Genomic DNA, 12717 nt, shown 5'->3' with positions numbered 1-12717 from the left:
ATGGCTCAGCAATGGCGCGGAGTAATCCGCGAGTACGCGGATCGCTTACCGATTACCGAAAGCACCAGGATCATCTCGCTGGGTGAAGGCGGAACCCCCCTGGTTCCAGCTCGGGCGCTCTCCGAGCTGACCGGTTGCTCAGTGCATTTGAAGGTCGAGGGGATGAATCCCACCGGCAGTTTCAAGGACCGCGGCATGACGATGGCGATCACCGCTGCGGTTGAGGCCGGAGCCAAGGCCGTGGTGTGTGCTTCGACCGGGAACACCTCGGCTTCGGCGGCTGCCTACGCCACGGCGGCGGGTCTGACCTGTGCCGTACTGGTGCCGGAAGGCAAGATCTCAATGGGTAAGCTGAGCCAGGCCGTCGCCCACGGCGCAACCTTGCTGCAAGTGGATGGCAATTTCGACAACTGCTTGGAGGTCGCTCGCAAGCTCGCCGACTCTTACCCGGTATTCCTGGTCAACTCGGTCAACCCGGCGCGGATTCAAGGTCAGAAAACGGGATCCTTCGAGGTCGTCGATGCGCTAGGCGACGCCCCGGATATCCACGCGCTGCCGGTCGGCAACGCGGGGAACATCACCGCCTACTGGAAGGGCTACCAGGAGTACGCCGCGCCTTTCGCCACCGAGCACGGCGAGCTGCCCGCCGTCTCGACCAAGACTCCGGCGATGTGGGGTTTCCAAGCAGCCGGGGCGGCTCCCATTGTGGCCGGTTACCCGATTGACGAGCCGGATACGATCGCGACTGCGATCCGAATCGGCAACCCTGCCTCATGGGAGCAGGCGATTGCCGCCCGGGACGAGTCCGGGGGAGTGATTGAGGCGGTCAGCGATGAGCAGATCCTTGAGGCGCATCGCTGGCTCTCCTCCCGCGAGGGTGTTTTCGTCGAGCCCGCCTCGGCAGCGGGGGTCGCCGGAATCCTGAAAAAGTATCGCGCCGGTGAATTGGCCGCTGGGCAGAGCATTGTCATTACGGTGACCGGGCACGGACTAAAAGATCCGGACTGGGCGCTCAAGAACCTCGACGGCAGCCCGGTGCAGCCCGAAAAGGTGGAGTTCGACGTCGTCAGCGTGGCTCGCGCGCTCGGCCTGGAAGCGTAGCCGGACCAGATGGATACAGCTCATTTACCCAGGATCGCTGCCGGCCAGACGGTTACCGTGCGGGTTCCCGCGACCAGTGCCAATCTGGGGCCGGGTTTTGACTCCCTGGGCCTGGCTCTGAGCCTCTACGACACCTTGACGGTGGAGACCTTGGAGGGCGATGAATTGCTCTTCGAACTTAGTGGTGAAGGCTCGGACTCGCTGCCTCGGGATGCCTCGCACCTGACGGTGCGCAGCATCGATCAGGCGCTCACCTCACTCGGTTACCGGCGAGGCGGGCTGAGGATCGTGGCGCAGAACGTCATTCCGCACGGCAGGGGACTGGGCTCTTCGGCAGCTGCCATCGTGGCGGCGCTACTGGCTGCTCAGGCTCTCCTTCCGGCTGAGGCTCAGCCAGGCACCCGGTGGGTCTTCCAACAGGCTTCTGAACTGGAAGGGCATCCGGATAATGTTGCACCGGCTCTTTTCGGAGGGCTGGCCGTCTCCTGGCAAGAAGATGACGAGTATTGCAGCGCCAAGGTACCGGTGAACTCAGGAGTTCATCCGGTGGTCGCGGTCCCTGGCCATGAATTATCCACCGAAGCCGCCCGTGCCATGCTGCCGTCCTCGATCTCGCATCAGAGTGCGGCCGCGAATTCCGGCCGTACCGCGCTTTTGATCCATGCCCTGGCGACTGCTCCCGAATACCTTTTTGCGGCTACCGAGGACTATCTGCATCAGGGTTACCGAGCACGTGCCATGGCCGATAGTGCTGAGCTGCTGGAAACACTGCGGGAAGCCGGGCTGGCCGCGGTGATCTCCGGGGCCGGCCCCACCGTGCTGGTGCTCACCGGAAACCCCGATGAATTGAGTTCCGCGCTGCGGCTCGTCGAGCGCGAGACGGCGGCGGATCCGGGCGATTTTGCCGCGAAAATCTCCTGGCGTGTTCAGCAACTCGAAATTGACCACGATGGTGCTAAAATAGAATTGCATCGGTGGTTATAACCACTAGTCAAATTGCCCGGAGACATATTCACTGGCACTATTTGCAGATGTAATCTTCCCGCAATGTCTCTAAAGTCGCGGGAGATGTTTCATCCATCAGTTCTAAAGTTGCGCAATGCGGCTTTGCTGAAAATCAGAGCGCCGGAATCGGCTCGCCAGCGTCAAGCTGACTGGCCAGACTGCCTGTGAACTGACATCAACCAATGCGATCCCATGGACGCCATGGATCGGTATCGAGGGGGAAGGATCCTTCGTGACAGAAACCACCAGCCTGGCGACAGGCGTGGACAATGCACAGGAGCCCGCAGGCAATGCCGCAGCTCCAGCAAAAAGTAACGGACTTGCCAGCCTGAAACTGGCACAATTACAGGCTCTCGCGGGTCAGCTGGGCATTACCGGCGGTTCCCGGATGCGTAAAGGCGATCTGGTCAGTGCGATTTCCGCTCATCAGCGAGGCTCTTCGGTAGCCGATCGCGATGCCAAGAATGGTGGCGCCAAGAGCACCGAAGACAGCGCTCCGAAGGGACGCCAGCCCAAAGCCGCCGCTCCGGCGAGCGAACCAGCCGAAGCCCCCAGCGAAGCAGCGAAAGCTGAAAGCGCCCCGGCCAGCAGCGGTCGTGGCCGTGGACGCAGCCGTCGTGCGGCGAGCGATGGAGTGATCAGCACCGAGGCTGCTGCCGTAGAGACCTCAGAGGTCTCCGCTGAGCAGCCCTCGACCGAGGCATCGAGCGACACCAATGACGGTGGGCAGCGTCGTCAGCGCGGTCGTAATCGCCGCGACAACAACCGCAATAACAATGCCGCCGAGTCGACTGAGCAAGCAGCTGAGCAGCCGGAAGGCTCCGCACAGGGCCAGGAGAACGGCCAAGGCCGTAACGACAATCGCAATGACAACCGTCAGGGCCGCGACAACCAGCAGCTTCGCGCCGAAAAGAACGACGCTGATGACCGCGGCAACCGCAACGACCGTCGTCGTCAGCGCAATGGCCGTAACGATCGTGACAACGGCGGCGCCCCGGGAAATGACCGGAACGACCGCAGCAACAACCGCAACGACCGCTTCCGCGATCGTAACGACCGACGTCGTGGACGCAATCAGGGCCCCGACGTCGACGACGTAGAGGTCACCGAAGACGACGTGCTGCTGCCGGTGGCTGGCATCTTGGATGTGCTGGAGAACTACGCCTTCGTGCGCACCTCCGGGTACCTGCCGGGGCCGAACGACGTCTACGTTTCGCTGGCTCAGGTCAAGAAGCACAATATGCGCAAGGGCGACGCCGTGGTCGGCGCCATCCGCGCCCCCCGTGAGGGCGAAGATCGCAACCAGAACCAGCGGCAGAAGTTCAACGCCCTGGTGCGGGTGACCAGCGTCAACGGCAAGAACCCCGAAGAGCTCAAGGACCGCGTCGAGTTCAATAAGCTGGTTCCGCTGTACCCCACAGAGCGTTTGCGTTTGGAGACCGATCCGAAGAAGATCGGCCCCCGAGTGATCGACTTGATCGCCCCGATCGGCAAGGGCCAGCGTGGCCTGATCGTTTCGCCGCCCAAGGCCGGTAAGACGCTCATCCTGCAGTCCATCGCCGAGGCGATCACCACGAACAACCCCGAAGTTCACCTGATGATGGTGCTGGTTGACGAACGGCCCGAAGAAGTCACCGATATGCAGCGCACGGTGCGCGGCGAAGTCATCGCCTCCACCTTCGACCGCCCGGCCGACGATCACACCCAGGTGGCAGAGCTGTCCATCGAACGGGCCAAGCGCCTCGTCGAAATGGGAATGGACGTCGTCGTACTGCTTGACTCGATGACCCGGCTGGGCCGCGCCTACAACAACTCGGCGCCGTCCTCCGGACGTATTCTCTCCGGTGGTGTGGACGCCGCCGCGCTCTACCCGCCGAAGCGTTTCTTCGGTGCCGCGCGGAACATCGAGAACGGCGGTTCGCTGACCATCATCGCGAGTGCTCTGGTGGAGACCGGTTCCAAGGCTGACGAAGTGATCTTCGAGGAGTTCAAGGGCACCGGCAACTCCGAGTTGCGGCTCTCCCGCTCGCTCGCGGACAAGCGGATTTTCCCCGCGGTGGATGTCAACGCCTCCAGCACCCGGCGCGAAGAGAACCTGCTGTCCCAGGATGAGGTCAAGATCATGTGGCGGCTGCGTCGCGTGCTCTCCGGCCTGGAGCAGCAGCAGGCTCTTGAGCTGCTCACCTCCAAGCTGCGCGAGACGCAGAGCAACGTGGAGTTCCTGATGCAGATTCAGAAATCCACGCTGAGTTCCAAGTCCGACGACGATAAGTAGCTATTGAACCTTGCTATCTGGTGCGCTGCGCCAGGTAAGGGGCTGTGCCCGCTCCGCGGTGCCCACCACACCGCAGCCCCTTACCTGGCCTCCGCGCTAGCGCGTTTTCAGGGTGAGAATAGAACTAATCGTCGTCGAAAGAGGTATTGAGATGTTTGAGTCCATTCACGGGCTTTTGGAAGAGCATGCTGAGTTGCAGCTCAAGTTGAGTGACCCGGCGGTGCACGCCGACCAGGGCTTAGCTCGTAAACTCGGACGGCGCTATGCCGAGCTGAGCAATATTGTTGAGGGCAATCATCAGGTTCAGCAGCTTTCCGATGACTTGTCTGCCGCCCGTGAAATGGCCTCAGAAGATCCAGAGTTCGCCGCCGAGGTTCCTCAATTGGAGGAGCAGCTCGCCGCGGCTCAGGAAAAGTTGCGCCGTCTGTTGATCCCGCGTGATCCGGACGACGCTCGCGACGTCATCCTCGAGGTCAAGGCCGGTGAAGGTGGCGACGAGTCGGCGCTCTTTGCCGCTGATCTGGTGCGGATGTACACCCGTTATGCCGAGACCAAGGGCTGGAAGACCGAGATCATCTCGTCCACCGAATCGGACCTGGGTGGTTATAAGGATATTTCCATTGCGGTCAAGGGGCGTTCCAACGATCCCGCTGAAGGAGTTTACGCTTCGCTCAAGTTCGAGGGCGGCGTGCACCGGGTGCAGCGGGTCCCGGTGACCGAATCGCAGGGCCGGATCCACACCTCCGCGGCCGGCGTCCTGGTGCTTCCCGAAGTGGATGAGCCCGAAGAAGTCGAGATCAACCAGAACGATCTCAAAATCGATGTTTACCGCTCTTCGGGCCCCGGTGGACAATCGGTGAACACCACCGACTCAGCGGTCCGTATTACTCACTTGCCCACCGGCATCGTGGTGGCCATGCAGAACGAGAAATCTCAGTTGCAGAACCGCGAAGCCGGTATGCGAGTGCTGCGGGCCAGGATCCTGGCTCATCAGCAGGCCGAGATCGACGCCGCGAACTCAGCGCAGCGCAAGTCCCAGATCCGCACGATGGATCGTTCTGAGCGAATTCGGACGTACAACTTCCCGGAAAACCGCATTGCTGACCATCGCACCGGTTACAAGGCCTATAACCTCGACGCGGTGATGAACGGTGATCTGGAGCCGGTCATTCAGTCCGCCATCGAAATGGACGAGCAATCCCGATTGGATGCGCTCGGCGACTAGCCTTCCGACAACGACTGAGGCAGCTCATGGACGAATTGGATCTAGCCGGTGCTCTGCGAAGCGCTGCCGCGCACTTGGCCGAGGCCGGGGTACCGAGCCCCCGGGTCGATGCCGAGTTGCTGGCAGCTCATCTGCTGCGGCTCTCTCCCGGTGAACTGCGGGCTGCCGCGTTGCGCGGCGTCGAGGTGCCGGAGGGCTTCTGGGAACTGGTGACTGAGCGAGCTCGGCGCATCCCTTTGCAGCATCTGACCGGTAAAGCCTCTTTCCGGCATCTGGAATTGGCTGTCGGACCGGGAGTTTTCGTGCCGCGCCCGGAGACCGAAGGCGTTGCCCAGCTAGCAATAGATGTGGCTGCTCGTTTGACTCACCCGATCATCGTCGATCTCGGCACCGGCTCGGGCGCGCTTGCCGCTGCCCTGGCCTCCGAGGTGAGGGACGCGAAGGTCTACGCCGTCGAACTTTCCGAACTCGCCCATGCCTGGGCTGCCCGCAACCTCGCCGAGCACTCGGTTGAACTCAGATTGGGTGATTTGCGGACCGCCTTTCCCGAATTGAATGGGCGAGTCGACGTGGTGGTGAGTAATCCGCCCTATATCCCCGCCGAGGCGGTACCCCATGAGCCCGAGGTCGCTGAACACGATCCGGAGATCGCGCTCTACGGCGGCGGCGCCGACGGCCTTGAGCTGCCGGCGGCTGCTCTGGCCACTGCGGCCAGGTTGCTCAAACCGGGTGGATATTTCGTGATGGAACACGCCGAGGTGCAGGCCGCCTCCATTGAGAGACTTTTCCAGGAAGCCGGGTTCCGCTCCGTCAGGGGGCACCGGGATCTGGCTGATAAAGACCGGGCGACCAGCGGAATCCTGGCTGCTGAGAGCGAACTCGAGGCGCAAGATGAAAGAATGGCCCAGTGAGTACCATCGTTTATGACTGCACGATCGAATCCCAGCGCGCTGAGGGACTGCAGCACGCCCAGAAGGCGATCGCCCAGAAGCAGACCATCGTGATGCCGACGGATACCGTCTATGGCATTGCCGCCGATGCTTTTTCTCCCGTGGCGGTGGCCACGCTGCTGGCCGCCAAGGGACGAGGGCGTTCGATGCCCCCGCCGGTGCTGATCCAGCGGATCCAGACCATGGATGGCCTGGCCACGGATGTCAGCGAGGAGGCGCGTAAGCTCGCTGAGGCCTTCTGGCCCGGCGGATTGACCCTGATTTTCCATGCGCAGCCTTCGCTGGACTGGGACCTCGGCGACACTCTCGGCACGGTCGCGCTCAGAATGCCCGATGACGCCCTGGCTCTGGATCTGCTGACCCTCACCGGTCCGCTCGCGGTCTCTTCTGCAAACCGTACCGGGCAGCCCACGCCGGCCACCGTGGCGGGTGCCCGGGAACAGTTGGGCGACGTCGTCGAGGTGTACTTGGGGGAGGGGGAACGCCCTCGGAAGACTGAAACGGCTGAGCCTCTCGAGAGCTTGCCCTCCACGATTGTCGATGCGACCGGGGAGCAGCTGCGAGTGGTTCGAGCCGGGGCGATCAGCCTGGAACAATTGCGGGCCGTAGTGCCCGGGGTGCTCGATATCGGTGAAGAGCCGAAGGCTGAGCCAGCTGAACAAGCTGCGGAACAAGCTGAAGAGCACGCCGCTGCGGAGCCGTCCGTGGATTCCGAAGCCGCCGCTGAGACAGTGGAGGCGCCGAGCGCTGAAGGGCAGGAAAACACCACGAATTCGAGTGGGATCGCATGAGTTCTGCCCGCGTGGTGGCGGTTTTAGTCAGTTTCAACCGGGAGGCTCTGCTTCGTAAGGCCATTGAGGCGATCGTTGCCGCGGAGCGGACCCCCGAAGCTCTTGTCGTGGTGGACAACGGCTCCAGCGACGGCTCGGTGGCTTATCTGCGTTCCCTCCGGCTTCCTTTCGACCTCGAAATCGTCGAACTCGCGAAGAACACCGGTGGTGCTGGCGGCTTCACGGTGGCAATGGCCCATGCCCTGGCCCATCATCGCCCAGATCTGCTCTGGCTGATGGATGACGATACCGAACCGCATGCTGATACTTTGAGCGAAGCTCTCAAGCTCTGGGAGAGCTTTCCGGCCGATGCTGCTCCGGCGCTGATCGCCAGCCGGGTGCTGTGGACCGATGGCCGCGATCACCCGATGAATTCCCCGCGCACCAGACCTGGAATCTCGGCGGCCCGGAAGAAACGGGCGGAACGGCTTGCCGCCCGCGAGGTCCGCTCGGCGTCCTTCGTCTCGCTTTTCGTCTCCGCAGAAGCGGCTCGGCGGAAAGGCTTGCCGATTGTGGACTACTTCCTCTGGAACGATGACTTCGAATTCAGTGCACGGCTGGCCAAAGATCAGTTGGCTTTGGCCAGCGAGACCTCAGTGGTCAGCCACCACACCAAGGTCTTCGATTCGAATACCGTAGATATCGGGGAGCGTTTTTACTTCGAGGTGCGCAATAAAATCTGGATGTTCAGCAGATCTCCCGCGCTCAAAGCGGGGGAGAAGCTGCTCTATGGGGGAGCCACGCTCAGAAGGTGGCTCTCCATGGTGCAGCGCAGCTCGTCTCGCTCGCTCGTGCTACGCGCCGGTTGGCGAGGGCTCCGGGAGGGGCTGTTCAGCAGGCCACGCAGTAATGATGAGGCGTTGGCTGGCATTCATTCGCTTCCTGACTGGAAAATCAGTGAGCCTGAGCGGGCAGCAGCTCAGGAGTTCTCGGTCTTACTTCCGGTCTATGCAGGGGACGACGCCGCCAAGGTCCGCCGGGCGATTGACTCAGTGACTATCGAGCAGAGCAGGCCACCGGCTGAACTGGTGATCGTGCAGGACGGGCCAGTTTCGGCCCGGATCGCTGAAGAACTGCTGAAGACCGAGCAGCGGTTCCCCAGCACCAAGGTGTTGAGATTCGATCAGTCCGGGGGGCTGGCTCAGGCACTGGACGCCGGGCTGGCAATCTGTAGTCACGAGATCGTGGCCAGGATGGACGCGGACGATGTCTCGCTTCCGGAGCGCTTTGAACTCCAGCTTCCCTACCTGGAATCCGGCTATGACCTGGTGGGCTCGGCTCTCGAGGAGATCGGCGAAGACGAAACTGAAGTGCTCGCCTATCGTCCGGTACCGTTGGACCAATCCGAGATCCTCGCCGGATCGAGCTTCCGAAGCCCCTTCCACCACCCTTCGGTGGTATATCGCAAATCCGCCGTGCTTGAAGCCGGCGGCTACGGTGAGATGTCCGGGGTTGAGGATTACTGGCTCTGGCTGCGCCTCCTGCACCGCGGCGCAAAGGTCAGCAATCTGGCTCAGCCGCTACTCAGATACCGGGTATCTGCGGGTGCCTATCACCGCCGGGGCGGAAAGAGCATGTTGGCGGCGGAACTGAAACTGCAGGGCAAAATGCTGAAAGCCGGTTATATCGGACCGCTCAGCTGGGCTCGCAATGTGCTGGTGCGTGGGGGGTACCGGCTGGTACCGACGGCGCTGCGCAAAGTGGGCTATCGCGGAGCTTTCACCCGGACGCCGGATGGCAGTTCTGCGGCCCGGGAAGAGTCTTAAAGGGGTCCGGATTCGCTTCTTCCCGGGGACGATTTTTAACTTCTCATTCTGTGGAACTTTCGGTAATATTTTTATGGATTGATAAAGCAATCATCTCGAAATATTAATCTCTAATGGGAAGGACAAAGCTCATGAAGACCATTAAACGAACTCTCGCCATTACCGTGACCGCCGCTCTTGTAGCAATCGGGGGCGCGGTGGCAGTAGCTCCCTCGGCAGAGGCCTTCACTGCGTATTGCAAGCAAGGCAATCGGTACATCCAGGACGGCAAAGGGCGCGCGGTTGTTTATGGTTCGGCGCTGTGCCGCACCGGCAGCTGAACTCACTCAATAATTTTTAGCGAGTAATAAATCTGCAGTTTTGCCCGGCTTCCGAGGGGTCATCCGACTCACCGGAAGCCGGGCAAATTGTTTTGAGCCGGATCAATGGGAGAATTGAGCCATGACGTCAGTTGCCTGGTTGCCCCTCGGAGGCAATGAGACCAAGGCCAGGCAACCACAGCTTGGAGTTTCTGCCCGATGACCATCTATCTATTGATGATGGCGCTGGCCGCCGTGCTCTCTTATTTCGCTACCTGGGGAGCCCGTCGCCTGGCGCATCAGTTCAAGGTCTACACGCCGATCAGGGACCGGGATGTGCATTCCGATCGGGTTCCCAGGTTGGGCGGGCTAGGCATCTTCCTCGGCTTTGCTTTGACCTTGCTGGTCTCCTCGCAGACGTATTTCGTCAAAGGGATCTTCAAGGACACCTTTGCTCCCTGGGGGGTGCTGCTCGGCGCGATGATCGTGGTCGCGGTAGGTATTATCGACGATATCGTCGATCTGCGTTGGTGGGTGAAGATGCTCGGGCAGATTGCCGGTGCCCTGGTGGTGGCTCTGTGGGGGGTGCGGATCTTCGTCTTTCCCTGGCCGGGCGGTCCGGTACCGATCGAATCCAGGCCACTACAGATTTTCTTGACGGTATTTTTTATCGTGTTGGTGATGAACGCCTTTAATTTCATTGATGGCTTAGATGGCCTGGCTGTCGGGGTTGCCGCGATTGCGGGGCTGGCTTTCTTTATTGGTTCCTACTGGGTGCGTCGTAACTCCAGCACACAAGATTGGTCCGACCTCTCTACGCTGCTGATGGCTCTCTTGGTCGGTGCTTGTGCAGGTTTTCTCTGTCACAATTGGCACCCTGCAAAGATCTTCATGGGAGATTCCGGCTCAATGCTGATCGGCTTGTTGATGGCCGCAGGCAGTGTTGGCGCGCTCGGCCAAGGGCGTAACGCTTTTTACGACCGCATTGGCGGTGTCTCAGCCATTGTCCCCATTGTGCTGCCGATCGCCATTTTATTGATCCCCTTGCTGGATCTCGGTCTCGCCGTCGTGCGACGTACCGTGGCGGGGCGTTCGCCGTTCTCTGCTGATAGGGGGCACTTGCATCATCGCCTGCTTGATCTCGGCTACTCGCACCGTGGCGCGGTGATCTTGATGTACTCCTGGACCTTCGTTCTGGCCTTTGGCGGAATCGCCTTTGCCTTCTTCCCCTGGCAGTGGGTCATCATCGTCGACGTCATAGCCGCTCTGGCGATGGCTTGGATCACCATCAAGCTCGCGAAGGGGCCGGTAAAAGCCCAGTAGAGCTAGCAGAGGCGGCCTGTTTGGCCGCTTAACCGCTCTTGTGGCGACGGTCAAGAGCACTGTTCTATCTCGTGTAGAATTTATAGTGCATTGCTAGCTAGCTCTCAGCAAAGCTTTCCTGTTTCGCTGGCTTCCAGACCAAAGCCTGAACTAGATTGGGTTCCAATGAACGACTCCCACACCCCAAGCGGTGCTTCCATGCCCGCCTTGGTTGAGTCGTCTGGACCCACTGAATCCCCTTGGCTTCGCATTCTGATCCAGTGCCTGATCTGGACCGGCTCCGCTGTTGTGCTGATCGCGGTAATTTCGCTCTTCCCGGCGGGGGAGTCTGGCTTATTGAGCGCGATCTTCGGCGGTGGCATCGTCGTCGTCTTTTTTTCGATCTCCCTGCTGATCGGCCATTTTATCGGGCGTAAGAACCCCACCGGTGCGCTCAGTGCCTTCGCGGTCGGCTATGTGGTGAAGTTCGTCGGGTTCGCGGCCCTCTTCATTATTCTCGGCGCACCTGATTGGCTGAACCGGCTCTGGTTCTTCGTCGCTGCGCTGGCTTCCGTGGTGATCTGGCAGGCCGTCGAGGTAGTGGTCTTCTCGCGCACCCGGCAGCAGATCTTCAGCGATTCAGGTGAGCCGGAGGTGAAGTCGAGCAATGGCTAAGAAGCCCCGCGACGCCGGTCAGAAGGCCGAGCAGCCCCGTTTGATTTCCGCAGCCGCTGGTGGCACCGACGCTGCCGAGGGAAGTAGCACCTACAACGCTGGAATGACGGTTTTTAGCTACATTCTTGGCGGAATCGTGGTCTGGAGTTTGATAGGGTGGGGGTTGGACGTTTTGTTCAAAACTCATTGGATAGTGCTTGTCGGTGCTCTCGTTGGGCTAGCCGGAGGGCTCTACCTTTCCTTTGCTCCGAGATTCCGTGGCCGACAAGTCAAAGACGACGTTGACCACGAAAGCGATCGGTCGTAATGGAACAGTCTTATCTGGCACGTTTTGAAAAATCCATAACTGAATGTTGGTCTACAACGCTCAGGATCTTGCCCAATGAAGGACACTGCAGAGAGGAAACGCGTTGATCGCGCTTACGCTCCCCGCCGAAGGATCGTCGAACGGCGAATTCAACCCACCGGGAATCGACGATGCTGGCTTGCCCGGCGCTTGGTTCGCCTGGGATGGCATCGGTAAATATCATGTCTTGATTGTGCTCTCGGTCGTGGTGATTGCAGCATTTTTCTTGCTGGCAGGCCGCAAAAAGCAACTGGTGCCCGGGCGCCTGCAGTTCGCTGGGGAAATAGCCTACGGTTTCGTCCGTAACTCCATCGCCAAGGACATCATTGGCGGTAAGGACTTCATCAAGTACGTTCCGATGCTGTTCACCTTGTTTTTCTTCATCGTGGTGAACAATATGTTCGGCGCTATCCCGATTTTGGAGATCCCGACTTTCTCGCACGTCGGCGGAGCTTATGCGCTCGCCGGTGTGGTGTATCTGACCTGGATCATCTTGGGCATCAAGAAGAACGGCTTCCGCTACTTCAAGCTTTCAGTGGTCCCCTCCGGCGTCCCCGGCTATCTGCTGGTGATGGTGGTTCCGATCGAAATCATCTCGAACTACTTGGTTCGGCCGATGACCCACTCCTTGCGTCTTTTTGCCACGATGCTCGCTGGGCACATGATCGTGCTGATGGCGGGGTACGGCACGGAGTTCTTGATCATGCAGGAGAATGTGCTGCTGAAGGGAACCTCGATCTTGGTGGTTGCAGGATTCTTGGGCATGTACTTCTTGGAACTCTTGATCATGTTCCTGCAGGCCTACGTCTTCACTCTGCTGACTGCAACCTACATTGAAGGTGCTATCCACGCGGATGCGCACTAACGTTCTACCTAAACAAGGATTCCCGACCGGGATATCTCCAACAACCTACCGTCACCGTGGCGGTATCTTGAAAGGAAA

12 protein-coding genes are annotated in these 12717 nt (G+C 60.3%); all 12 read left to right on the top strand.

What is annotated here, in order from left to right; all coding sequences use genetic code 11:
* The 12 genes from thrC (at position 1) to atpB (ending at position 12639) form a co-directional block, all read left to right on the top strand.
* The gene (gene thrC / locus ABDK06_RS02790; protein ID WP_394938692.1) at positions 1–1101 is read left to right on the top strand and encodes a threonine synthase; all 1101 of its coding nucleotides are present in this window, start codon (positions 1–3) and stop codon (positions 1099–1101) included.
* A gap of 9 nt (positions 1102–1110) precedes the next feature.
* Entirely contained in the window at positions 1111–2085 is a 975-nt protein-coding gene (thrB, locus tag ABDK06_RS02785; RefSeq protein ID WP_394938690.1) for a homoserine kinase, read from the top strand.
* A gap of 253 nt (positions 2086–2338) precedes the next feature.
* Positions 2339–4381 (top strand): transcription termination factor Rho, encoded by a 2043-nt coding sequence (gene rho / locus ABDK06_RS02780; RefSeq protein ID WP_394938688.1) that lies wholly within the window; start codon positions 2339–2341, stop codon positions 4379–4381.
* Between the two features lie 151 nt (positions 4382–4532).
* Positions 4533–5606, top strand: a complete 1074-nt coding sequence (prfA, locus tag ABDK06_RS02775) for a peptide chain release factor 1 (protein ID WP_394938686.1) — start codon at positions 4533–4535, stop codon at positions 5604–5606.
* A gap of 26 nt (positions 5607–5632) precedes the next feature.
* On the top strand, positions 5633–6517 hold the full coding sequence (gene prmC / locus ABDK06_RS02770) for a peptide chain release factor N(5)-glutamine methyltransferase (protein ID WP_394938684.1): 885 nt from the start codon (positions 5633–5635) through the stop codon (positions 6515–6517).
* Positions 6514–7347, top strand: coding sequence for an L-threonylcarbamoyladenylate synthase (locus tag ABDK06_RS02765; protein WP_394938682.1), 834 nt, complete (start codon positions 6514–6516; stop codon positions 7345–7347). The genes prmC and ABDK06_RS02765 overlap by 4 nt, the downstream gene beginning before the upstream one ends.
* A complete protein-coding gene (locus tag ABDK06_RS02760) occupies positions 7344–9152 on the top strand; it encodes a glycosyltransferase (RefSeq protein WP_394938680.1) in 1809 nt (602 codons plus the stop codon). Before ABDK06_RS02765 ends, ABDK06_RS02760 begins: the two co-directional genes overlap by 4 nt.
* A 131-nt stretch (positions 9153–9283) precedes the next feature.
* Positions 9284–9472, top strand: coding sequence for a hypothetical protein (locus tag ABDK06_RS02755; protein WP_394938678.1), 189 nt, complete (start codon positions 9284–9286; stop codon positions 9470–9472).
* A 198-nt stretch (positions 9473–9670) separates the two neighbouring features.
* Complete coding sequence (locus ABDK06_RS02750) at positions 9671–10774, top strand: MraY family glycosyltransferase (protein ID WP_394938676.1); 1104 nt, start codon at positions 9671–9673, stop codon at positions 10772–10774.
* Between the two features lie 198 nt (positions 10775–10972).
* Complete coding sequence (locus ABDK06_RS02745) at positions 10973–11428, top strand: hypothetical protein (protein ID WP_394938674.1); 456 nt, start codon at positions 10973–10975, stop codon at positions 11426–11428.
* Complete coding sequence (locus ABDK06_RS02740) at positions 11421–11735, top strand: AtpZ/AtpI family protein (protein ID WP_394938672.1); 315 nt, start codon at positions 11421–11423, stop codon at positions 11733–11735. Before ABDK06_RS02745 ends, ABDK06_RS02740 begins: the two co-directional genes overlap by 8 nt.
* Positions 11736–11838: 103 nt before the next feature.
* Positions 11839–12639, top strand: a complete 801-nt coding sequence (gene atpB / locus ABDK06_RS02735) for a F0F1 ATP synthase subunit A (protein WP_394938670.1) — start codon at positions 11839–11841, stop codon at positions 12637–12639.
* Positions 12640–12717: the final 78 nt, after the last annotated feature.

Origin of the sequence: Psychromicrobium ferritrahens, from assembly GCF_043789415.1 — a bacterium.
Taxonomy (GTDB): Bacteria; Actinomycetota; Actinomycetes; order Actinomycetales; family Micrococcaceae; genus Renibacterium.
The sequence above is the reverse complement of the archived record's forward strand: the minus strand, read 5'-3'. Positions and strand labels throughout refer to the sequence as shown.

What these genes read in the sequence shown, in the direction of transcription:
- thrC (WP_394938692.1), top strand. Translation starts at nt 1, where the DNA reads ATGGCTCAGCAATGGCGCGGAGTAATCCGCGAGTACGCGGATCGCTTA.
- thrB (WP_394938690.1), top strand. Translation starts at nt 1,111, where the DNA reads ATGGATACAGCTCATTTACCCAGGATCGCTGCCGGCCAGACGGTTACC.
- prfA (WP_394938686.1), top strand. Translation starts at nt 4,533, where the DNA reads ATGTTTGAGTCCATTCACGGGCTTTTGGAAGAGCATGCTGAGTTGCAG.
- prmC (WP_394938684.1), top strand. Translation starts at nt 5,633, where the DNA reads ATGGACGAATTGGATCTAGCCGGTGCTCTGCGAAGCGCTGCCGCGCAC.
- ABDK06_RS02760 (WP_394938680.1), top strand. Translation starts at nt 7,344, where the DNA reads ATGAGTTCTGCCCGCGTGGTGGCGGTTTTAGTCAGTTTCAACCGGGAG.
- ABDK06_RS02755 (WP_394938678.1), top strand. Translation starts at nt 9,284, where the DNA reads ATGAAGACCATTAAACGAACTCTCGCCATTACCGTGACCGCCGCTCTT.
- ABDK06_RS02750 (WP_394938676.1), top strand. Translation starts at nt 9,671, where the DNA reads ATGACCATCTATCTATTGATGATGGCGCTGGCCGCCGTGCTCTCTTAT.
- ABDK06_RS02745 (WP_394938674.1), top strand. Translation starts at nt 10,973, where the DNA reads ATGCCCGCCTTGGTTGAGTCGTCTGGACCCACTGAATCCCCTTGGCTT.
- ABDK06_RS02740 (WP_394938672.1), top strand. Translation starts at nt 11,421, where the DNA reads ATGGCTAAGAAGCCCCGCGACGCCGGTCAGAAGGCCGAGCAGCCCCGT.